23 protein-coding genes and 1 pseudogene are annotated in these 21,463 nt (G+C 75.4%); 16 read left to right on the top strand and 8 right to left on the bottom strand.

The annotated features are described in order from the left end of the window. The 3 genes and pseudogenes from BOQ63_RS43000 to BOQ63_RS42990 form a co-directional block, all read right to left on the bottom strand. Complete coding sequence (locus BOQ63_RS43000; RefSeq protein WP_499504987.1) at window positions 1-363, bottom strand: hypothetical protein; 363 nt, start codon at window positions 361-363, stop codon at window positions 1-3. An 82-nt stretch (window positions 364-445) separates the two neighbouring features. Then, a pseudogene (locus tag BOQ63_RS42995) lies at window positions 446-673 on the bottom strand (ATP-binding protein); the annotation flags it as partial. 82 nt (window positions 674-755) lie between these two features. Further along, entirely contained in the window at window positions 756-1,652 is an 897-nt protein-coding gene (locus BOQ63_RS42990) for a PIG-L family deacetylase (protein WP_030290104.1), read from the bottom strand. A 243-nt stretch (window positions 1,653-1,895) separates the two neighbouring features. Here BOQ63_RS42990 and BOQ63_RS42985 point away from each other — a divergent pair, with 243 nt between their 5' ends. From BOQ63_RS42985 to BOQ63_RS42960, 6 genes are all read left to right on the top strand, one after another. Continuing rightward, window positions 1,896-2,615: a ricin-type beta-trefoil lectin domain protein gene (locus BOQ63_RS42985; RefSeq protein WP_167395866.1), complete on the top strand. Its 720-nt coding sequence runs from the start codon at window positions 1,896-1,898 to the stop codon at window positions 2,613-2,615. Between the two features lie 109 nt (window positions 2,616-2,724). Next, window positions 2,725-3,741 (top strand): 3-oxoacyl-ACP synthase III family protein, encoded by a 1,017-nt coding sequence (locus BOQ63_RS42980; RefSeq protein ID WP_030557456.1) that lies wholly within the window; start codon window positions 2,725-2,727, stop codon window positions 3,739-3,741. Next, entirely contained in the window at window positions 3,738-4,475 is a 738-nt protein-coding gene (locus BOQ63_RS42975; RefSeq protein ID WP_072656153.1) for a glycosyltransferase family A protein, read from the top strand. Before BOQ63_RS42980 ends, BOQ63_RS42975 begins: the two co-directional genes overlap by 4 nt. Window positions 4,476-4,495: 20 nt before the next feature. After that, window positions 4,496-5,965: a class I adenylate-forming enzyme family protein gene (locus tag BOQ63_RS42970; protein WP_150475710.1), complete on the top strand. Its 1,470-nt coding sequence runs from the start codon at window positions 4,496-4,498 to the stop codon at window positions 5,963-5,965. Continuing rightward, window positions 5,962-7,041: a cytochrome P450 family protein gene (locus BOQ63_RS42965; RefSeq protein ID WP_051835638.1), complete on the top strand. Its 1,080-nt coding sequence runs from the start codon at window positions 5,962-5,964 to the stop codon at window positions 7,039-7,041. The genes BOQ63_RS42970 and BOQ63_RS42965 overlap by 4 nt, the downstream gene beginning before the upstream one ends. Next, a complete protein-coding gene (locus BOQ63_RS42960) occupies window positions 7,041-7,928 on the top strand; it encodes an NAD-dependent epimerase/dehydratase family protein (protein WP_150475708.1) in 888 nt (295 codons plus the stop codon). The genes BOQ63_RS42965 and BOQ63_RS42960 overlap by 1 nt, the downstream gene beginning before the upstream one ends. Before the next feature lie 48 nt (window positions 7,929-7,976). Here BOQ63_RS42960 and BOQ63_RS42955 read toward each other — a convergent pair whose 3' ends face one another. Continuing rightward, window positions 7,977-8,603, bottom strand: a complete 627-nt coding sequence (locus tag BOQ63_RS42955) for a hypothetical protein (protein ID WP_079184010.1) — start codon at window positions 8,601-8,603, stop codon at window positions 7,977-7,979. 299 nt (window positions 8,604-8,902) lie between these two features. Between BOQ63_RS42955 and BOQ63_RS42950 the strand changes: the two genes are divergently transcribed. Beyond that, window positions 8,903-10,225 carry a M14 family zinc carboxypeptidase gene (locus tag BOQ63_RS42950; protein ID WP_150475706.1) on the top strand — a complete coding sequence of 441 codons (1,323 nt, stop codon included), beginning with the start codon at window positions 8,903-8,905 and terminating at the stop codon, window positions 10,223-10,225. 72 nt (window positions 10,226-10,297) lie between these two features. Beyond that, entirely contained in the window at window positions 10,298-11,443 is a 1,146-nt protein-coding gene (locus BOQ63_RS42945) for an RNA-binding protein (protein WP_150475704.1), read from the top strand. 22 nt (window positions 11,444-11,465) lie between these two features. Here the strand turns inward: BOQ63_RS42945 and BOQ63_RS42940 are convergent, their stop codons facing one another. Continuing rightward, window positions 11,466-12,035, bottom strand: coding sequence for a MarR family winged helix-turn-helix transcriptional regulator (locus BOQ63_RS42940; protein ID WP_063738041.1), 570 nt, complete (start codon window positions 12,033-12,035; stop codon window positions 11,466-11,468). 221 nt (window positions 12,036-12,256) lie between these two features. On the opposite strand from BOQ63_RS42940, the gene BOQ63_RS42935 reads away from it, so the two are divergent. The 3 genes from BOQ63_RS42935 to BOQ63_RS42925 all read left to right on the top strand — a co-directional run bounded on the left by BOQ63_RS42935 (window position 12,257) and on the right by BOQ63_RS42925 (window position 14,988). After that, a complete protein-coding gene (locus BOQ63_RS42935) occupies window positions 12,257-13,459 on the top strand; it encodes a cytochrome P450 (RefSeq protein ID WP_072656156.1) in 1,203 nt (400 codons plus the stop codon). 75 nt (window positions 13,460-13,534) lie between these two features. Next, entirely contained in the window at window positions 13,535-13,744 is a 210-nt protein-coding gene (locus BOQ63_RS42930) for a ferredoxin (protein WP_030290119.1), read from the top strand. Beyond that, a complete protein-coding gene (locus BOQ63_RS42925; RefSeq protein WP_046387134.1) occupies window positions 13,741-14,988 on the top strand; it encodes an NAD(P)/FAD-dependent oxidoreductase in 1,248 nt (415 codons plus the stop codon). The genes BOQ63_RS42930 and BOQ63_RS42925 overlap by 4 nt, the downstream gene beginning before the upstream one ends. On the opposite strand, the gene BOQ63_RS42920 is transcribed toward BOQ63_RS42925, so the two are convergent. Further along, on the bottom strand, window positions 14,981-15,391 hold the full coding sequence (locus BOQ63_RS42920; RefSeq protein WP_072656158.1) for a tautomerase family protein: 411 nt from the start codon (window positions 15,389-15,391) through the stop codon (window positions 14,981-14,983). The genes BOQ63_RS42925 and BOQ63_RS42920 overlap by 8 nt on opposite strands. A gap of 179 nt (window positions 15,392-15,570) precedes the next feature. Here BOQ63_RS42920 and BOQ63_RS42915 point away from each other — a divergent pair, with 179 nt between their 5' ends. Then, the gene (locus BOQ63_RS42915) at window positions 15,571-16,668 is read left to right on the top strand and encodes a baeRF3 domain-containing protein (protein WP_150475702.1); all 1,098 of its coding nucleotides are present in this window, start codon (window positions 15,571-15,573) and stop codon (window positions 16,666-16,668) included. Between the two features lie 63 nt (window positions 16,669-16,731). Here BOQ63_RS42915 and BOQ63_RS42910 read toward each other — a convergent pair whose 3' ends face one another. Continuing rightward, entirely contained in the window at window positions 16,732-17,364 is a 633-nt protein-coding gene (locus BOQ63_RS42910) for a CatB-related O-acetyltransferase (protein ID WP_223885854.1), read from the bottom strand. Between the two features lie 251 nt (window positions 17,365-17,615). On the opposite strand from BOQ63_RS42910, the gene BOQ63_RS42905 reads away from it, so the two are divergent. Both BOQ63_RS42905 and infA read left to right on the top strand, forming a co-directional pair. After that, window positions 17,616-17,948 carry a hypothetical protein gene (locus BOQ63_RS42905; RefSeq protein WP_030290125.1) on the top strand — a complete coding sequence of 111 codons (333 nt, stop codon included), beginning with the start codon at window positions 17,616-17,618 and terminating at the stop codon, window positions 17,946-17,948. Window positions 17,949-18,005: 57 nt separating this feature from the next. Next, entirely contained in the window at window positions 18,006-18,230 is a 225-nt protein-coding gene (gene infA, locus BOQ63_RS42900; protein ID WP_030290127.1) for a translation initiation factor IF-1, read from the top strand. A 178-nt stretch (window positions 18,231-18,408) separates the two neighbouring features. Here infA and BOQ63_RS42895 read toward each other — a convergent pair whose 3' ends face one another. Then, on the bottom strand, window positions 18,409-19,416 hold the full coding sequence (locus tag BOQ63_RS42895) for an AraC family transcriptional regulator (RefSeq protein WP_223885853.1): 1,008 nt from the start codon (window positions 19,414-19,416) through the stop codon (window positions 18,409-18,411). A gap of 345 nt (window positions 19,417-19,761) precedes the next feature. Between BOQ63_RS42895 and BOQ63_RS42890 the strand changes: the two genes are divergently transcribed. Both BOQ63_RS42890 and BOQ63_RS42885 read left to right on the top strand, forming a co-directional pair. Then, a complete protein-coding gene (locus BOQ63_RS42890; protein WP_046387038.1) occupies window positions 19,762-20,607 on the top strand; it encodes an SAM-dependent methyltransferase in 846 nt (281 codons plus the stop codon). Window positions 20,608-20,833: 226 nt separating this feature from the next. Beyond that, entirely contained in the window at window positions 20,834-21,373 is a 540-nt protein-coding gene (locus tag BOQ63_RS42885) for a hypothetical protein (RefSeq protein ID WP_030290130.1), read from the top strand. Window positions 21,374-21,463 lie beyond the last annotated feature (90 nt).

Here is a 21,463-nt window from a genome sequence, read left to right as displayed (position 1 = left end):
TCAGTCGCAGTGCTCGGCGGCGGTCTTGAGGTCGCCCAGCCAGGCGTCCAGGCCCTGGCGCAGGATCGCGGTGGCGGCCGGGGCGTCCGCGTCGACCTGTGGCCCGGAGTGGATCTCCTCGGTGCGCACCAGGACGCCGCCGCCCTCGCCGACCGGCGGTCCGCCCCCGCCCGGTTTCAGCTGGGAGGGAATGCGGCCCTGGCCCGTGGGCGCGAAGCGCCGTCGTCTCCTTCGCGGGAGTCCCGGTCCGACGCCCCGTCGCTTCACGGTGGGCGGCGCCGTCGGACCGGGCCACAGCTCGAACCAGACGGTCTTGCGGTCCGCGCCGCTGTGGACGCCGTGGCTGGGCGCCAGCTCCTCCACCAGGGCCAGGCCCCGGCCGGTGCAGGCGAAGGGGTGGTGGTCGTGGCGGGACCAGGCCGCGCTCCGGACAGCCGTCGCTGACCTGCACCTGGACCCGGTCCTCACCCGCCCAGGCCCGTACCTCGAAGTCGCCGCGCGCGTGCAGGACCGCGTTGGTCGCCAGCTCGCAGGTCAGCAGTTCGGCGGTGTCCGCCACCTCGGGCGTGACACCGTCCAGCACCGACCGCACGAACCGGCGGGCCAGCGCGGCGCTCTCCGGCGCTGCCGGCAGCCGCCGCGACGGCGCTCCGGGCGGACTGGGGATGCCCATAGGGGGCCACTGCCCATAAACCCCCGCGTCAAAAGGACAAACGGCCCCCTGGCCCCTGCTGGGGGCCCGGGGGCCGGGGGCGTCAGCGCAGGCCGGCGAACAGGTCCTGCTCGGGCAGCGGCGCGCCGGTGGTGTCGCGGACGCGCACGAAGGTCTCGATGCCCATCAGGTCGGTGAAGCGCTCCTTGCCCATCCGCAGGAAGAAGATGTTCTCGCCCTGGCTGGCGTGGGCGGCCAGCGCGTCGTACTTCTGCCCGCCATAGGCGCTGGTGTCCACCCAGGTGGTGACCTCCTCGTCGGGCAGCCCGATCGGCGGCAGCTCGGGGGCCTCGACGGCCGATCCGGCCCCGCTCGTCCCGTCGGTCCCCTCGCCGGCCTCGGCCGTCTCGGCCGCATCGCCCGCCTCGTCCCAGTCGGCGCCGAACTCCCGCATCACCTCGCCGAAGCGCTTCATCGCCGAGTGCGGTGCGGTGGTCCAGTACACCTTGGACGCCAGGTCGGGGGCCAGGTCCAGGGCGGCCATGGTGATGCGGTGGGCCTGGATGTGGTCGGGGTGGCCGTAGAAGCCGTTCTCGTCGTAGGTGACGACGACGTCCGGCCGGTAGTGGCGGATCAGCTCGGCCAGGCGGGCGGCGCCCTCGGCGACGGGGCTGCCCCAGAACGAGCCGGGGGCGTCGTTGGCGGGCCAGCCCATCATCCCGGAGTCGCCGTAGTCGAGCGTCTCGAGGTGGTCGACGCCCAGGACGCGGCAGCTGGCCTCCAACTCCTTGCGGCGCAGGGCGGCCACCGCCTGCGGGTCGTGCCCGTCCTCGCCGGGCTTGACGCCGCCGGGGCCGTCGCCGCAGGCGCCGTCGGTGCAGGTGACGAGGACGGTGCGGATGCCCTCGGCGGCGTAGCGGGCGAGCACGCCGCCGGTGCCGGTGGCCTCGTCGTCGGGGTGGGCGTGCACTGCCATCAGCGTCAGGGGCCGGTCGGCCATGGTGTCGTCCTCGCTTCGCTCGGGTGGTCCGCGCCCAGTCTGCCGGGCGGGTGTGACAGCCGGTCCCCGACCCCCGTCCCCCGGGCCGGCCGGGCCACTGGCGCAGCAAGCTGACATGAATCGTTTCCGGACAAGCAATTCACAACAGTTGACGCACGCTCATGTCATCGCCCACGCTGGGCGGCACCAACCACACGATCCACACATCCGGTTGGGCCCCGTCGACCAGAAGGGACCCCGCGTATGCGCCTGCGACGAACCCTCGCCGCCCTCCTGACCACCCTGCTCACCCTGGTGGGCGTCGCCGCCCTGTCCTCCACCGCCCAGGCCGAGACCCCGGGCGCCTGCGGCACCGGCCGCGGCGGCCCGATGGCCTCCGCCACCTGCAACAACGTGCCACCCGGCACGGTCTGGCAGGTCCAAGTGGTCTGTTTCTACGTCGTCCAGAGCCAGCCGATCACCTACTGGGTCGCCGGCAACACCGTGGTCGGCAACGGGACCTCCACCGCCGTGTGCCACCCCGGCGACACCGCCACCGACACCATCCGCCCGGTCGTTATCGGCATGCAGGGCAAGCAGGGCCGCCTGGTCGGATACGGCGGCAAGTGCGTGGACATCGCCCACGGCAGCAACAACAACGCCACTCCCGTGCAGATCTACGACTGCAACGGCACTGGCGCCCAGTGGTGGACCCTGGGCCTGGACAACACCGTCCGCGGCCTGGGCAAGTGCCTGAACGTCGTGTGGGGCAGCGCCTCCAGCCCCAACGGCACCAAGGTCGAGATCTACGACTGCGTCGGCAGCCAGGGCGAGCAGTGGATCCCGCAGCCCGACGGCTCGCTGAAGAACGTGCTCACCGGCAAGTGCCTGGACGAGCTCGGCTTCGACACCTCCAACCGCGCCCAGCTGGGCATCTGGGACTGCAACGGCCTGGCCAACCAGAAGTGGGTCCTCACGCCCTGAGGCCGCCGCCCGCCCGGGTAGCCCGCACGACCCGAACGGGTATCCGCCCCGGCCCACCTGAGTACCCGTACTCAGGTGGGCCCCGGCACCCGCCACGCAGCATGGGGCCATGCAACATCCAGCAGCGACACAGAGGATCGGCATCACCGCCGTCGGCTCCCACCTGCCCGCCCGCCGGCTCACCTCCCAGCAGCTCCAGGACGAGATCACCGCCGGCACCCGGCTCGCCCTGCCCGAGCGGATGCTGGAGAAGGCCACCGGCATCCGCACCCGCCGCTTCGCCGCCGACGGCGAGTACGCCTCCACCCTCGCCACCGGCGCCGCCCGCCGCGCCCTGGCCGCTCGCGGCCTCGACCCCCGCGACATTGACCTGCTGCTCTTCGCCTCCGCTACCCGGGACATCTGCGAGCCCGCCACCGCCCACATCGTGCAGACCGAACTCGGCACCCGAGCCCACGCGTTGGACGTCAGCAACGCCTGCAACAGCTTCCTCAACGGCATCGACCTGGCCCGCGCGATGATCCTGGCCGGCCGCGCCCGCCGCGCCCTGGTCGTCACCGGCGAGACCCCCAGCCGCGCGATGCGCCGTGACCCCGCCGATGCCGCCGCCCTGCGCGACGGCTTCGCCGGCTACACCTTCGGCGACGCCGGCGCCGCCGTCGTCGTCGAACCGGTCGAACGCGGCGGCATCCTCGACACCGCCACCGTCACCGCCTCCGAACACTGGCAGGCCGGCGGCATCCCCGGCGGCGGCTCACGCCACCCGCGCGGCGACGAGTACAGCTACTTCCGCGGCGGCGGCAAGGAACTGCGCGGCATCTTCGAACGGATCGGCCCCGCCGCCCTGGCCGACCTCACCCAGCGCACCGGCCTCACCTGGGACGACTACGCCCGGGTCCTGGTGCACCAGGTCACCGTCCCCTACCTGGAGCGCTTCGTCGAACTCACCGGCGCCCCCGCCGACAGGCTGGTCCTCACCGTGCCCGAGCTCGGCAACGTCGCCAGCGCCACCATCGGCATCCAACTCGACCTCGTCAAAGCGCAGTTGAAACCGGGGGAGAAGGTCCTCATGATCGGCCTGGGCGGCGGCGTCTCCCTGATGACCATGGTCTGGGAGGCCTCATGACCCTCTGGGTGATCATCCCCGCCTACCAGGAGGAAGCCCGGATCGACGGCGCCCTGCGCGCCCTCGCCGCCCAGCACGACCGCGACTTCACCCTCCTGGTCGCCGACAACGGCTCCACCGACGCCACCGTCGCCACCGTCCGCGCCTTCGCCGCCCACGCCCCCTTCCCGGTCCACGTCCTGACCGAACCGCAGAAGGGCGTCGGCTGCGCCGTCGACACCGCCTTCCGCCACGCCATCGCCCACGGCGCCACCCTGCTCGCCCGCACCGACGCCGACTGCCTGCCCGAACCCGGCTGGACCGCCGCCGCCCGCACCGCCCTGCTCGCCCACGACGGACTGGTCTGCGGCCGCGTCACCGCCCGCCGTGACGAACACGGACCCGCCGGACGCGCCCTCTTCCTCCTCCTGGTCGCCCTCGGCGCGTTCTTCGGCCGCATCCGCCCCGCCCACCACCGCCGCCACGGCTACCTCACCCCCTACCGGATGCACGCCGGAAACAACATGGCCATCACCGCCGCGCTCTACCAGGCCGTCGGCGGCATGCCCCGGCGCCCCTCGCCCACCGACCGCACCTTCCTCAACCAGGTCCGCCGCCACACCACCGTCATCACCCGCAGCCGCGCCATGGTCGTCCAGAACTCCACCCGCCGCATCCGCGCCTACGGCGTCCTCGGCACCGCCCGCTGGTACCTCGAACGCGGCGCCGGCCCCCGCCCCGCCGACATCCGCTGACACCCCAGGGGGAACCCGCCGTGCTCGACCAACTCGCCCACGCCCTGCGCACCCACCACCCCGACCGCCCCGCCGTCCTGCACCACACCCGCACCGGCGCCACCCGCACCCGCATCCGCCGCGGCGAGCTCGCCGACCTCGCCGACGGCTACGCCGCCGCCCTCCACGCCCGCCGCCTCACCCACGGCGCCACCCTCGGCCTCGCCCTGCGCCCAGGCCCCCGCGCCCTCGCCGCCCTGATCGCCGCCCACCGCCTCGGCCTGCGCGTCGCCGTCCTCGACCCCACCGCCGGCCCCGACGTCCTCGCCGCCCACCTCGCCCTCGCCGGGCCCGGCCTCATCCTCGCCGACGCCACCGCCCAGGCCGCCGCCGGCTGGGCCGCACCGCTCGCCCGCCGCGCCGACCTCCACCTGCCCCGCCTCGACACCCTCGGCCCCGTCGCCACCCTCGGCCCCCGCCTGCCCGGCTGCGCACCCCGCCTGCGCCCCGCCACCACCCCCGTCCCACCTCGGCGCCACGACCCCGACGCCGACGCCGTGATCGTCTTCACCTCCGGCACCACCGCCCGCCCCCGCGCCGTCGTCCACACCCACGCCGGCCTCACCGCCGGCCTGCGCACCGTCACCGACCTGGTCCGCCCCCAGGAAGGCACCACCGTCCTCGGCGGCACCTTCTTCGTCCTCGCCCCCGCCCTGGCCGCCGGCGCCACCGTCGCCCTGCCCGCCCGCACCCCCACCGTCCTCGCCCGCCAACTCACCCACCTCACCCCCGCCCACACCTACCTCACCCCGCCCCGACTGCGCACCGCCCTGGCCGCCGGCGCCCGCCTCACCGGCACCCTGTGGACCGGCTCCGCCCCCGCCGACGCAGCCCTGCTGCGCCGCGCCAAGGACGCCGGCGCCGACACCGCCTGGAGCGTCTACGCCCTCACCGAACTCTTCCCCGCCGCCGCCGTCGAGGAGAGCGACAAGAGCGCCCACACCGGCGACGGCGACCTCGTCGGCCACCCCCTGCCCGGCGTCCGCACCCGCCTCGCCGACGACGGCGAACTCCACCTCACCGGCCCCGCCGCCCGCCACCGCTACCTCGGCCAGGAACCCGACCCCTGGATCCGCACCGGCGACCGCGCCACCCTCACCCCGGACGGCCGCATCGTCCTCGCCGGCCGACTCAAGGACATGGTGCTGCGCCGCGCCCGCAACATCTACCCGGGCCTGTACGAACCCGCCCTGCACATCCCCGGCGTCGAACTCGCCCTGCTCGTCGGCGTACCCGACACCGAGGGCGACGAACGCCTCGTCGCCCTCGTCCAACCCGACCCCGGCACCGACCCCCGACAGCTGCGCACCCGACTCGACGGCCCACTGCAACGCATGGGCGCCGCCCGCCCCGACGCCCTGCTCTTCGGCACCGTCCCCCTTGCCGGACGCTCCCGCAAACCCGACCGGGCCGCCGCATCCGCCCACTGCGCACGGGAGCTGGCCCGATGACACCGCCCGCTGTCCACCCCGCCGCCTCCCGCCGCGCCCGCCGCCGCGACCGCACCGTCTACCTGCGCAGCCACCCCCTGCTGTTCGCCCTGCTCTGCGCCACCCGCCACCGCCCGGTCCTGCGCCTGGGCCGCACCCTGATCGTCCACGACCCCGACGCCTACCGCCACGCCCTCACCCGCATCCCCCTGGAACGCACCGCACCCGGCACCACCGGCGGCGCCGCCGCCCAATTCACCGGCGGCCGAATCCTGTTCGACCAGGACGGCGACGACCACCGCGCCGCCCGCCGCGCCCTGACCACCGACCTCGCCGCCCCCGCCCTGTCCCGGCTGCGCCCACTGTGGCAGGACGTCCTCGCCGAACGCGTCCCCGCCCTCGCCACCGGCACCCTCGAACTCGTCGACCTCGCCGAGGAACTGGCCGCAGCCACCGCCGCCGCCCTGACCGGCACCGACGCCCCGCCCCGCGAACTCGCCCGCGCCGCCCGCGAAGCGGCCGCCGCCACCGCCCGCGACCACCTGCCCGGGCCCCGCCCTCCACGAGGGACGGACGCCGCCGAGGCCGCCGCGCGCCTGACCGCCCTGCTGCCCGACCCCCGCGACGCCATGCTCGCCGTCGCCGCCGTCAACACCACCGTCGCCGCCCTGCCCAGAGCCGCCGCCTGGTGCGCCGACGCCCGCCTGTGGCCCGCCGTCGACGCCACCTCCGCACCCGCCCTCGCCGCCGAACTCCTGCGCCTGACCGCCCCCTCCCCGCTGCTGCCCAGAGCCGCCGCCGCGAACGCCACCCTCGCCGGACACCCCGTGCGCGCCGGCGACCGGCTCGTCCTCGTCGCCCGCCACGCCGCCCGCGCCCACCACCGCACCCCACCCCAGGACCCCGCCGCCACCCAAGCCGTCTTCGGCACCGGCGCCCACGCCTGCCCCGGCGCCGCCCTGGCCCGCGCCCAACTCGCGGACACTCTCCTCGCATTGGCCCCCCACCGCCCCCGCGTCGTACGCGCCCGCGTCGACCGCCACGCCGCCCTGCCCGGATACGCCCACCTCACCCTGCGCGCGGAAGGAACCCGCTGATGCGCATCGCCGTCACCGGCGCCGCGGGCTTCTGCGGCTCCCACCTCGCCCGCGCCGCCGCCCGGTTGGGCCTCGACGTCACCTGCCACGGCCGCCGCCCCGGCCCGCTCGGCCGCCACCTCCCCTGGGACGCCACCGAAGCGGACCCCGACTTCACCGGTGCCGACCTCGTCGTCCACTGCGCCGCCGCCGTCGCCGACCTGCCCCCGGGCCACCCGGACGAAGCCCACCAGCACGCCGTCAACGTCACCGGCACCCAGCGCGTCCTGCGCGCCGCCGCCGGCCGCCCCCTCGTCCACGTCAGCAGCGCCAGCGTCTACGACCCGCGCACCACCGCCGCCGCCCTCACCGAGGACCACCCCACCCACACCGGCCACCTCAACGCCTACGGCCGCACCAAGGCCGCCGCCGAACACCACGCCCTCGCCGCCGGCGCCGTCGTCCTGCGCCCCCGCGCCGTCTACGGCCCCGGCGACCCCCACCTGCTGCCACCCCTGCTCGCCCGCGCCCGCCACGGCCTGCTGCCCCTGCCCGGCCCCGACATCCCCCTCAGCCTCACCGCCGTCGTCAACCTCACCGACGCCTGCCTGGCCGCCCTCGGCCTCACCACCACCCCGCCCTGGCCCCCCGGCGCCTACAACATCGCCGACCCCGCCCCCTACCGCCGCGACACCGCCCTGCGCCACGTCCTGGCCGCCCACCGCCGGCCCGCCCGCATCCTCCACCTCCCCGCCCCCCTCGCCCGCCTCGCCGCCCGCACCACCCTCCTGCCCGGCCTCACCCCCTACACCCTCGACCTCCTCACCCGCAGCGTCGTCCTCGACCTCACCCGCGCCCACACCCAGGGCTGGCACCCCCACCACACCCTCACCGACTACCACCCCTGACCGCCCCGGACCCGATGGCCCGTGGGGTGGCGGGTCGGGGCCGGTGCGTCAGGACGGCTGCGGTCCGTTGCCGCCCGCCCAGTACAGGGCGGTGTCGAGGTCGCGGGCCGTCCAGCCGTCCGCCCGTGGCCCGCCGTGCAGCAGGAGGCCGTCGAGGAGCCGCAGGTAGCGGCCGTAGCGGCCCGGTGCCGGGGTGAGGGTGAATCCGAGGGCGTCCAGGGCGGCCTGGACGCGGCGGTCGTAGACGGCCATCCGCCCCGGTGCCGCCGCGGTCAGCACGGCGGAGGCGAGTGCGTCCCCCGTGCGAAGCCCGGGCAGCTGCCCGAGGACGGCCCGTCCCGCACGGGCGGCCTCGCCGCGCGGGAGGGCGGTGTCCCGGACGGCCGCGACGGCCCGCGCGGTGACGGCCCGCACCTCCGCATCGGGCCGGGACATGAGCACCGCCGCCCACGGGGTGCGCGCGGACAGCCGCTTCCAGACCGTCAGCACCGCGATGTCGGCCTTGCCGAGGCTGCCGCTGAGCCGGGCCCGCTGCGCGACCTCGTCGAAGACCTCGTCGTAGTGCGGCGAGACGCCCGCCAGGTAACCGGCGCGGGCGGGGACCAGGACGTCCCAGGCCCGATCACAGAGAGCGGTGAACTCCCCGTCGGCGGCTGTTGCCGTGGTTGTTTCCATCCCGGCATCATGCCCCCCTGGACGGGTCGGCGAGGGGTCACGGCCGAAAGGCCGCCAGCCCGGTGCGGGCCCCGCCCGGCAGGGCCCGCAGGGCGGCCAGGGCGGCCGCCTCGCCCTCGTCGTACCGGTGGGTCCGGGCGGCGCGCAGGTCCGCTTCCAGGTGGAGGACGGCCTCCGCGGGGGGCGCCGGGGTCGTGGTCGGCCTCGGCGGCGGCCAGCCCCTGGACGGACCCGCACCCGGCCGGATCCAATGACACCCCCGGGCCCACCGGCTGCCGGGGCCAGGGGAAGGAGAACCGGTGCTGACCGACACCTCGACCGGCGCGGGCAGGGCGATGCTGCTCCACGACCGCTATCCCACCCTCGACGAACTCGCCGACGCCGCATACCGACTGGCCGCCCGCCACCCCCGGCGCTGCCGGGTGCGCACCCTCGGCACCTCCCGCGCCGGCCGCCCCCTGCACCTGCTGTCCATCGGCCCCGGGGCCGACGCCGACACCCGTCGCGCCCCCGACAACGTCCTGGTCGTCTCCGGCGCCCACGCCGACGAGTTCTCCGGCCGGGCCGGCATCGTCGAACTCGCCCACCGCGTCCTGGCCCGCCCCACCCCGGCCGCGGCCACGGCCTGGCACTTCCTGCTCTGCCTCGACCCCGACGGCGCGCACCTGGCCCAGGGCGGCCTGCTCGCCCGCACCCTGCCCGCCTACTTCGCCGGCTACTACCGCCCCGCCGCCGACGAACAGCCCGAATGGGCCCCGGCGGTCGGCGGCCGCCTGCCCGAGAGCCGGATCCTCCTCGACCTCATCGACGAACTACGCCCCCGCCTCCAACTCACCCTCCACACCGCCGACGTGGGCGGCACCTTCCTCCAGGCCACTGCCGACCCGAGCGCCCGCACCGACCCCAGCGCCCTCGCCGAACCCTTCGCCCGCTCCGCCGCCGCCCTCGGCATCCCGGTCGAGACCGGTTCCTTCGACACCTACCGCCTGCCGGTCGCCGGCCCCGGCGTCTTCCTGATGGAGCCCCACCACATCGACTCCCAGGAGAACACCACCGGCATGCTCGCCCCGGACGAGACCCCGCCCGGCGCCCGCGCCGCCACCTGGTTCGCCCCCCGGCGCCACGGCGGCCGCACCGTCGTCGTCGAAGTGCCCGCCTGGACCACCGACCGCCTCGGCGACACCCGCCCCGCCGACGACGCCGACCCGCGCCTGCGCGTCGCCGCCGACCAACTGCGCGAACGCGGCCGCCGGCTCACCGACCTGGCCCCCGCGCTCCCGCCGCACGACACCCCGCTGCTGCGCGCCGTCCGAACCCAGCTGACCGCCCTACGGCAACTCGCCGACGCCTGGGACCCGCGCACCGCCCAGGCCCCCCTCCTCCCGCCGCCCCTGCTCACCCGCGCCCACCTGGCCGGCATCGACCTGTGGGCCCACCGCATCCCGGTACGCGCCGCCGCCCTCCTGCGCCGCGCCACCCCCGAACCCGACCCCCGCCTCGACGAACTCCTGCACACCTGGTGCGCCCACTACCGCCGCCGCTTCCGCCCCACCTGGCTCCCCGTCCACCGCCAGGCCGCCCACCACGCCAACACCGCCGAAGCCGCCGCCCGCCTGCCCTGACCCGGCCCGCCCGCCCCGCCCCGATCTGCCCCGACCGCCGCCCTGAGCACCGCTTGCGGCACGATGGCCCGGATGGACTCCCTTCCCCGACGGCCCCGCGACGCGCCGCCCCACGTGTACCGGATCACCAAGTACGACCCGGCCGACCGTGACGAGCGGGGCGTCTACACGGGACCGGAGGAGGCGGTCAGCGACCACGGGCCGGTCGAGGCCGCCTACCTGGAGGCGATCGCCGCCTTCGCCGAGGAGAGCGGCGTGCGGCACCTGTCGATCCGCGAGCCCCAGGCCCCGCTCGGCTTCACCCACTTCGGCCTGGAGCCGGCGCTCGAGGGCGGCGGCCTCGCGGGGATCTTCCCGCCCGACCTGACCGGTTTCCACGACGGCGCCCGGGTACCGGCCGCCGTCGGCCTGGAACTGGTACGGGCGATGCTCCGCGACAGCGGCGCCTGGTGCCGCCTGGAAACCGAGCCCGACACCTTCACCGGGCCCGCGTTCACCGGGCCCGCGTTCACCGGGCCCGCGTTCACCGTGCCCTCCTCCACTGAGCCCGCCTTCGCCGTGCACGTCGGCTGGGACCAGTACGTCTACGTCGGCAGCGAGGGGCCCTGCCCGGCCGCGGTGGCGCGCACCCGCGAACTGGGCCTCCACCCCGAGCCGTTGGACGCCTCCCCGTACGAGGCCGAGGCCGAGGCCGGGTCCGGCGAACCGGGCGAGCAGCGCCCCGCCGACGACGACTTCTGGGCCCGGCTGCGCGGGTGCGTGGCGGCGGGCCGGGCGGCGCTGCTGGAGGAGACGTACATCGACAACGCCTCCCGCTGGCACCGGCTCGACGGGGGAGCGATCGAGGCGGTGCGCGCCCGGCTGACCCCGCGCGCCAGGCTCGCCGTCTGGCCGGACCTGTCCACCGACGTCGCGGCGGTCCTGGCCGCCCTCCCCGAGGACGGGCTGGTCGAGTTCGTCCGGGAGGACCACGGCGGCAGGATCACCAGCGAGGTCGACGACCCGCAGGAGTTCAGGGCGCGGACCGCCGAGCTGTCCGGAGCCCGGGCCGCCGCCGTCCTGTCGGTGTACACCGGGGAGCGCAGCCCGCTGTTCGCCGCCGTGCTGCCCGACGCCGACGGGGTCCTGCGGGCCCGCTGGCGCACCGAGCCGGCCCCGCCGACCGGAACCGGGCCTTCCTGCGCATCCTGCGCATCCTGCGCCGGGTCCGGCTCGTGACCGGCCCCGGCGGTGGGGGTGCTCAGGTCTCCACGGCGTCGCGCACGATGCCCCGCCGCGCCCCCGCGGCCCCGTCCGCCGGGGGAGCGGAGCCGTCCTCCTCCGGCAGCATCGAGCCCCGCACCCGCTGCACGTAGCGCTCGATCAGGTGGCGCAGCACCCCCACCGTCGCGGTGACGTCCGGCTCCGCCACGCCGTCCAGCGCACTGGTCAGCCCGATGATGTTGGCCTGTTTCAGCCGCTCCAGCATCGCCCGCCCGTCGGCCGTGAGCGCGACCCGGCGGGCCCGCCGGTCCAGGGCGTCCGGGGTGCGCTCGACCAGCCGCTGGCCCTCCAGGCGGTCGATCTGCCGGGTGACGTGGGAGGGCTTGACCATCAGTCTGGCGGCCAGGTCGCCCACCCGGCTGGGCCCCTCGGCCTCGGCGAGCGCGCGCAGCAGGTAGACGTCCGAGCGGGCGGCGGTGATGCCGGCCCGGGCGGTGCGGCGTTCGTGCTCCTGGGAGCGGGTCAGCAGGTAGGCCAGCGAGGCCAGTACGGCCTCCAGGTCCGCGGTGGCGTCCGCGGCGGTCCGATCGTCTGCGGCGTCCGACATGGGCGAACTGTAGCGAGCCGGTGCCCGCCACCGCTGCGGTGCCGACCGCTGACCGGATTTCGGACAGTTTCCGCGCCCACCGGACGGGCTCTTCCACCGCCACGGACCGCGAGTTAGCGTGACGGCGAGTTAGTTGCTTTTGGCACGTAAATGCTCAGGGCCCGCACCGCACCCCCACCCGGCACCGCCAGCACACCCAGCTCCGAGAAGGGAGCCCCCTGATGGCCACCGCCGCACAGACCCCCCGCTTCACCCACCCCGCCGCCCGCGGCACCTGCCCCTTCGCCCCGCCGCCCGCCTACCGCCAGGCCCAGCAGGAGGAGCCGGTCAGCCGCATCACCCTGTGGGACGGCAGCGCCAGCTGGCTGGCCACCCGCCACGAGGACGTCAAGGCGGTCCTGGCCGACCCCCGCTTCAGCGCCGACAGCACCCGCCCCGGCTTCCCCTTCCTCACCGCGGGCGTCCGGCAACTCAACGCCGGCCGGCCCACCTTCATCCGGATGGACGACCCCGAGCACGCCCGGCTGCGCCGGATGCTCACCGGCGATTTCATGATCAAGAAGGTCGAGGCGCTGCGCCCCCGGATCCAGCGCATCGCCGACGACCTGCTCGACCGGATGACCGCCGACGGACGCACCGGCGCCGACCTGGTCCGCGAGTTCGCCCTGCCGCTGCCCTCCCTGGTCATCTGCCTGCTGCTCGGCGTCCCCTACCAGGACCACGAGTTCTTCCAGGAGTGCAGCCGCGTCATGCTGCGCCGAGAATCCTCCGCCGAGGAGGTCGGCGCCGCCCAGGACCGCCTGGTCGACTACCTGAACCGGCTCACCGAGGCCAAGCGCACCCAGCCCGACGACGGCATCCTCAGCCGCCTGGTGGAACGCGGCGAACTGACCACCGCGGAGATCGGCGCGATGGGCCGGCTGCTGCTCGTCGCCGGACACGAGACCACCGCCAACATGACCGCCCTGTCGGTCCTCGCCCTGCTGCGCAACCCCGACCAGCTCGACCACCTGCGCCGCCACCCCGAAGCCGTCACCGGCGCGGTCGAGGAACTGCTGCGCTACCTGACCATCGTCCACTCCGGCCTGGGCCGGGTCGCCACCGAGGACGTCGACCTCGGCGCGGTGCGCATCCGGGCCGGCGAAGGCGTCGTCTGCATGATCAGCACCGCCAACCGCGACGAGGACGAGTTCCCGGACGGCGACGAACTCGACCTGACCCGCGACGCCCGCCGCCACCTGGCCTTCGGCTTCGGCGTCCACCAGTGCCTGGGCCAGCCCCTCGCCCGGCTGGAACTGCAGATCGCCCTCGCCACCCTCCTGCGGCGACTGCCCGAACTGCGCCTGGCCGTACCGTTCGAGGACGTCCGCTTCCGCGGCGACATGCTCATCTACGGCGTCCACGAGCTGCCGCTCGCCTGGTGACCCGCCGGGCGCCACCACGCCCGCCCCACCGCAGCCCCACCCCGACACCCGCCGTACCCCTGAAGGGAAACCCCCGTGCTCGTCCAGATCGACCAGGAGAAGTGCTGCGGCGCCGGACACTGCGTCCTCGCCGCCCCCGACGTCTTCGACCAGCGCGACGAGGACGGCATCGTCGTCCTGCTCGACGCCCGCCCGCCTGCCGAACTCCACCAGGCCGTCCAGGACGCCGCCGCCGTCTGCCCGGCCGCCGCGATCCAGCTGGACCAGGCCCCGGACCGGGCATGACCGCACTGCGGGAGGTGGCCGTCGTCGGCGCCGGCGCCGCCGGACTGCACGCAGCCGAGGCGCTGCGCCGGGCCGGCTACGACGGCCGCCTCACCCTCATCGGAGCCGAGGACGAACCCCCGTACGACCGGCCGCCGCTGTCCAAGCACCTGCTCGACGGGCAGTGGCAACCCGACAGACTCGCCCTGCGCAGCCCCGACGCCCTGGCAGAGCTACGGCTCGACCTGCGCCTGGGCGTACCCGCCGAACGCCTGGACCGCCAGGCCCGGACGGTGCACCTCGCCGACGGCCACCAGGTCCGCTGCCAGGCCGTCGTCCTCGCCACCGGCGTCCGCCCCCGCCGACTGCCCGGGGCCGAGGCGCCGCTGCCCGGCGCCCACGTGCTGCGCACCCTCGCCGACGCCCTCGCCCTGCGCGAGGAACTGCGCCCCGGGACAAGGCTGTTGGTGGCCGGCGGCGGGCTGCTCGGCGCCGAGGCGGCGGCCACCGCCGTCGGACTCGGGGCCGAGGTGGTCTGGCTGGTGTCCGCCGCCGCCCCGCTGGCCGCCGTCCTGGGCGCCGAGACGGCCGCGCTGCTGACCGGCCTGCACCGCGAACACGGGGTGCGCATCCACCGGGGCACGGCCGCCGCGGTGGTCCGGCGGCGCGGCCGGGCCGCCGGCGTGCGGCTGGCCGACGGATCCGAACTGGCCGCCGACGCCGTGCTGATGGCGATCGGATCCGAGCCCGCCACCGAGTGGCTGGCCGGCAGCGGGGTGCCCCTGGACGCGGGCGGCGGCGTGGCCTGCGACGCCCACTGCGCCGCCGGCCCCGGCGTCTGGGCGGCCGGCGACGCCGCCTCCTGGCCCGACCCGCGCACCGGCCGCCGCCGGCGCCTCGAACAGCGCACCAACGCCACCGAACAGGCCCTGCACGCCGCCCGCAACCTGCTGGCCGGCCCGGACGGCGCCCGGCAGGCCTACGCCCCGGTCCCGTACCTGTGGACCGACCAGTACGGCCTGCGTATCCAGGCGTTCGGCAGCCCCGGCACGGCCGACCGCTTCGAACTCGTCGACGGCAGCCCCGCCGACCACCGCTTCGCCGCCGCCTGCCTGCACCGGGGCCGGGTCACCGGCGCGGTCGGCATCGCCTGCGCCCGCGCCCTGCGCCAACTGCGCGCCCAGGTCGCGGCCCACGCCCCCTGGCCGCCCGCCGACCCCGTCACGCGGCAGACCGCGGACCACGCGCCCGCCCGCCTCAGCTGAGCGGTACGCCCTCCCCGTCCGGGAGGGCGTACTGGGCGAGCCCGTGGCCCAGTGACCAGTCGGCCGACGTGTTCTCCGTCAGAACGACGAACACGTTGCGCGGCTCGGTGCCCGCGTACGCCTGGGCGAGCTCGGCGATCCTCGCGTACAGGGCCCGCTTCTGCGCGTCCGTGCGTCCGGCGCGCAGCGTGATCGCCACGTACATGATGCCCTCGTCCCGCCGCACCCCGAGGTAATCGCCGTAGCGCAGCAGGCTGTTGGTGCCGTCGTGCCCGACCAGCACCTGGAAGTGGTCGTTCGGCGGGATCCCGATCGCCTCCACCAGCGCCTCGTGGACGGCGCGCCCGAGGGCGCCGAGCCGCTCAGGTCCGGCCCCCAACGCGTCGATGCGGACGAACGGCATGCCGACTCCCTCCCTGGCCCCAACTGTACGTACCAGTAGGTACAGCCTGGACGGCTCCGGGGGCAAGAGCTGACCCGGCGACCCGGTGTGCAAATCGTTACATTGAGGACATTGGGCAGCTGTGCCAGGAACCGAGCGTCCACGCAGAGAAGGCCGACCGCCTTCGGAAAGGGGTCTTCATGCGCCCCGCCCTCAGCCCCGCCGTCCTCGCCGAACTGCGCCGGCCCCGGCCCTACCCGGCGGTGTCCGTCCTGATGCCCACCCACCGGCGCGAACCGGACAGCGCCCAGGACCCGGTCCGGCTGCGCAACCTGCTGGCCGAGGCCAGGGAGCGGGTCCAGGCCGACCCCAAGGTCTCCCGGGCCGACCGCATCGACGTCCTCGAACAGCTCGACCGGGCACTCGCCGAGGTCGACCTCGTGCACGCCGAGGACGGCCTGGCCGTCCTCGCCGCGCCCGGCGAGCACCAGGTGTGGTCGTTCGCCCGCACCGCCCCCGCCCGGGTGGTCCTGTCCGACACCTTCCTCACCCGCAACCTGGTCGCCGCCCAGGCCGCCGAGCGCCCCTACTGGGTCCTCGCCGTCGCCGCCGACCGGGCCGTGCTGTGGGGCGGCAACCAGGAGCGGGTCACCGAGGAGAGCGGCAACGGCTTCCCGCTGGTCCGCACCTTCCCCAACCCCGACCCCGAACGCCAGGAGCGCATCGGCGACACCCCCAGCACCTTCCGCGACGAGGAGACCAAGACCTTCCTGCGCCAGGCCGACACCGCGATCGGCAAGGTCCTGGCCGCCGACCCCCGCCCGCTGTACGTCGTCGGCGACGCCCCCGCCCTGGCCCTGCTGGACGCCGCCGGCCCGATCGCCAAGGAGGCCGCCGCCCAGGTCCCGCACGGCGGCCTCGCCCAGGCCGACGTCGCGACCGTCCACCGGGTGGTCGAACCCGCCGTCCGCGCCCACGCCGAACGCGAGGTCGACGACACCCTCGCCCAGCTCGACAAGGCCCGCGGCCGCCAGGAGTTCGCCGCCGGCCTCGACGAGGTCTGGCGGGCCGCCGGCGAGGCCCGCATCGCCCGCCTGGTCGTCGAGGAGAACTACCGCGCCACCGTCCGCGACGACGGCGACCACCTCGTCCCCGCGCAGGCCGACGAGGCCGGCGCCCGCGAGGACATCGTCGACGAGGTCATCGAACGCGCCCTCGACACCGGCGCCCGGATCACCTTCGTCCCCGACGACACCCTCGCCGACAGCCGGCGCATCGCCGCCGTCCTGCGCCACTGACCGGCCCGCCGCGCCCGGGTCCGCCGCGCGCCGCCTCGGGCCCGACGCCTCGGGTCCGAGGCCTCACGGCCGGGGCGCGGCGGCCTCCAACTCCTCGACGCTGCCGGACATCACGGTCCGCAGATGGCGCGTCAGGTGCTCCACCGGCCAGTCCCACCACGCGACGGCCAGCAGCCGCGCCACCTCGTCCTCCTCGTACCGCATCCGGACCACCTTCGCGGGATTGCCGCCGGCGATCGCGTAGTCCGGGATGTCGGAGGTGACGACCGACCCGGCGGCGACGATCGCCCCGTTGCCGATCCGCACCCCCGGCATCACCGTCGTGCGGTACCCGAGCCACACGTCGTGCCCCACCACCGTGTCCCCGCGCCCCGGCAGCCCGCTCAGCAGGTCGAAGTGCTCCGCCCACGCGCCGCCCATGATCGGGAACGGGAACGTCGACGGCCCGTCCATCCGGTGGTTGGCCCCGTTCATCACGAACCGCACCCCCTGCGCGAACGCGCAGAACCTCCCGATCACCAGCCGCTCCGGCCCGTAGTGGTACAGCACGTTGCGCGTCTCGAACGCCGTCGGGTCCTCCGGGTCGTCGTAGTACGAGTACTCACCCACCTCGATCAACGGCGAGGTCACCAACGGCTTCAGCAGCACCACCCGCGGCTGCTCCGGAAACGGGTGCAGCACCCCAGGATCGGGCACGACGGGAACCACGAGACCACCTCTTCCCTACCGGCGGAGCGACCCCCTCATGATCCACTACGTCGGCGTAAATCGGTTGGGCGGGTGCGCCGTTGACTGCTACCGTCAGCGCAGCCATGAGAGAAGCGCGAGGAGGTGAGACCCATGAAGGCTGTATCCGTGTGGGTGCTCCCCCTTGTCGTCACGGTGGGCGATTGACGTCGGTGTCGCCCGGGAGCGCCTCAGACCAGGCACTTCCGAAAGGCACCACCATGAACCCTGCCCACCCCGCCCCGAACGGGCGCAGCACCGACCACCGCGCCCCCGCGTTCGCGCGGGTCCGCGACACCGAGTGGCACGCCGTGGAGGACATCCGGGTGTCACCGCCGCGCCGCCCGCGGATCGGCCGGCTCGCCGTACGCGCCGAGCTGCACCGCTGCGGCGCCGCCCGGGCCCTGCCGGCCCACGCACCGGAATCCCCGCACCGTGAAGGCACCACCGAAGCGTGGGCCGAGGCGGTGGCGCCCGCCCCGGCCGCCACCGCACTCCTCAAGGGCGTCGGCGCCCTCCGCACGAGCAGCCCCCCGGAACTCGTCCGCCGCTGACGCGTCCCCGGGCCACTACACGTTACGAAACGTCACGAACCGAAGAGATGAAGGACCATGACCAAGACAACGAACGGCATCGAAGTCGAAGGCACCGTCGTCGAGTGCCTGCGCAACGCCAACTTCAAGGTGGAGCTCCCCAACGGGCACGTCGTGCTCGCCCACATCAGCGGGAAGGTCCGGAGGAACCACATCAAGATCCTCCCGCACGACCGGGTGCTCGTGGAGCTCAGCCCCTACGACCTCACCCGCGGCCGGATCCGCTTCCGCTACCGCAACTAGCGGTTCCGACAGCGCCGGTGGCCCGGCACGCTCCCCCGTGGCGTGCCGGGCCGTCACCGGCGGTTCTGCCGCGCCCCGGCCGGGTGGCCCGGGCGCGTACCGCGGTGTTCCTCGTGGAGGATGCCAGGCCGCCGCCCCGCCGTGTTGTCACTGCGTCGTCACTTCCTTGGCAATGCGTCTACGCGCCCGCCGCGCCCGCGCCGCCCGCACTCGTGCCCCCGGCCAGCTCCCGCTGCCGGTGCTCGCGGGGCGAGAGCCCGTACGCGGCCCGGAAGGAGCGGCTGAAGTCGGAGGCCCGCGGGATGCCCCAGCGCGCGGCGACGACGTGGACCGGCAGCGCCCGCAGCGCCGGGTCGGCCAGGTCGCGACGCGCCCGCTCCAGCCGCTGGCCGCGGATCCACGCGGCCAGCGTCACGCCGTCGCGCGACTGCCCGCTGAACACCCGGTGCAGGTGGCTCACCGAGACGTGGTGGGCGGCGGCGATCACGGACGGCGACAGCTCCGGGTCGTGCAGACGGCGCCGGACGAAGGAGCGCACGCTCTGCACCAGCGCCCGCCGCCGGGCGTCGTCCGGCAGCGCGGCCTCGGCCTCCAACTCCCGGGCCAGCCAGGCGGCCACCAGGTCCACCGCGACCGTCCCCAGCCGCGCCGCCTCGCCCGGCCCCAGCACGGCGGCCTGCCGGTCCACGCCGACCAGGAACTCCGACAGCAGCGCACACGTCCCCTCCCGCACCGAGAACCCCCGGCCCAGCAGGTCGCGCAGCCGCTCCGGCGGCAGCGGCAGCAGCGAGGCCGGGAAGTCGATGCCCACCGCGTCGGTCCGCCGCTCCCGGCGGCCGTCGACGCGCACCCCGACGGCCCGCACGTCGTAGGGCGTCGAGCTGTCGACCAGGTACAGGTCGCCCGGCCCGAAGGCGCGGGCCCCCTCCCGGGCGCCGCGGCTCAGCGACAGCCCGCCGCCGAGCGGCATCGTCAGGTGGTACACCTGCGGGTCCGCGCGCCGCACCATCGCGGCGGTGCGCCGGAACCGGGTGGGCGGGAAGGAGGACCTCAGCAGGGTCACCGGCCCCAGCTCCAGGCGCCGCATCTCCGCCCGGAAGTCGTCGGCGTGAACGCTGGTCATCTCGCTGGCCCGGGTGCGCCCGATCAGCTCCCGCCAGCAGTCGAACCGCTCCTTCGCGGGCACACCCTCACCCCGGAACACACTCCGCGCCGCCACCCCTCGCCCCTTCCTCCTCGGCTGCCCGCCGGGCCGGGACCTCCCCGGCCCGGACCACGCCCGGACCCGGACGGCCGACCGTAGCCGATCCCGCCCCGGCCCGGGACAGCGCTACCCCCCCGCCGAGCACTGGTCAGCCCGCCCCGGGGCCAGCGGGCCGCCCCGACGGCCCCGGCCCCCGCTGCCGGCCGCTGCCGTACCGGACCTGGACCCACTTCCCGCGCGGTACCGCCCAGTTGGCTAGACTGCCCCGGCCCGGTGTGATCACCAAGGGACAGGGAAGGGGCAGGGATGAGCATGGGGGAGACCTGGATGACCGTGACCGATCCCGACCCGGCCGAGCCGGCGGGGCCGCAGATACGCCAGGACATCCCGCACAGCGCCCGGATGTACGACTACTTCCTCGGCGGCAAGGACAACTTCGCCGTCGACCGCGAAGCCGCCGAGCGCGTCCTGACCGCCTTCCCCACCATGCGCACCGCCGTCCGCGCCAACCGCACCTTCATGCACCGCGCCACCCGCGCGCTGGCCCGGCGCGGCCTGAGCCAGTGGCTGGACATCGGCACCGGCATCCCCACCTCGCCCAACCTCCACGAGGTCGCCCAGGCCGTCGAACCGCGCGCCCGCGTCGTCTACGCCGACAACGACCCCGTCGTCCTGGCCCACTCCCGCGCCCTGATGACCAGCACCCCCCAGGGCCGCACCGCCTACGTCCACGGCGACGTCCGCGACCCGGCCTCGATCCTGACGACCCCCCAGGTCGCCGAAACCCTCGACCTGACCCGGCCCGTGGTCCTGTCGATGGTGGCCCTGCTCCACTTCGTCCCGGACCTCGACGACGCCCGCGCCATCGTCGAGCACCTCCTGAACCCCCTGCCGGCCGGATCCGCCCTGGTCCTCTCCCACGCCACCGCCGAACTCGACCCGCCCGGCGCCTCCAAGGTCGAGGAGATCTACAACCAGGCCGGCACCTCCCTGCGGCTGCGCTCCCGGGCCGAGTTCGCCACCCTCTTCGAAGGCCTGGACCTCCTCGACCCGGGCATCGTCCCGGCCCACCGCTGGCACCCGGACGGCACCGACGGCGCCGCCGACCTGCTGCCGGCCACCGTCACCGACGCCCAGGTCTCCTTCTACGCCGGCGTCGCCCTCAAGCCCTGACCACCGACCGGACCCCCGACCGGGCCCCCGGCCGCGCCCCTGGCCGCCGACCCCTGACCAGCCGTCCGCAGAACCGCCCCCGCGTCAACACCCGGGCGGCCTGCGGGGTCCCGTCCGGGTGACGCGCACGCGGTTTCCCCTCCGGGCCGGGCCCGCCCGGGCTGTCATGGAGCAGCCCGGCCCCGGGCACGGCGAAACCCGCTACGCCCCATGGAGGAGGAGACCCGTGTCCTCGCCCTGCGACCCCCAGTACGCTCCCGCCGGCGACGTGAGCGCAGCGCTCATGGTGATCGACTCCCGGCTCAAGGCCCTCTACGACGGCCGCACCGAGGCCGACCCCGAACACCTGCGGATGGTCGACCAACTCGCCGCCTCCATGGGCCCCGACGAGTTCGGAGCCCTGCTGGAGGGCGCCTGCACCCTCATCTACATGTACATGAACTGGCTCGGCCGGGCGTGCGAGGACCACGGCAAGGACGTCATCGAGTACGTGGTGCCCACCCTCGTCGCCACGATGCGCATGATGCCCAGGACCTTCCGCCCCGAGGTCGTCCCCACCATGGCCGGCCTGCTCATCGCCGCCGGCAGCGGCCTGAGCCCCAACCTGTGGCGCGCCCAGTACGGTCCCTGGACCGACGCCGAGATGAACCCGCTGGAAGCCACCGCCACCCTCCTCGCGGAGTACGTCAACCGCATCTGCGGCGACGACCGAGACTTCGCCACCCGGCTGATCACCGACGCCCTCTCCCGCGCCGAGGAGGACTGACCCCGGTCCCGTCCGACCGGGAGCCCGTCCGACTGTTACATGACAGTGACGTTCCGCACACAACCGGTGGCGCGGAGTGGGACGTCCTCA

The organism is Streptomyces viridifaciens (assembly GCF_001888885.2).
Classification (GTDB): domain Bacteria; phylum Actinomycetota; class Actinomycetes; order Streptomycetales; family Streptomycetaceae; genus Kitasatospora; species Kitasatospora aureofaciens.
This window is presented reverse-complemented; position numbering and strand designations above follow the sequence as displayed.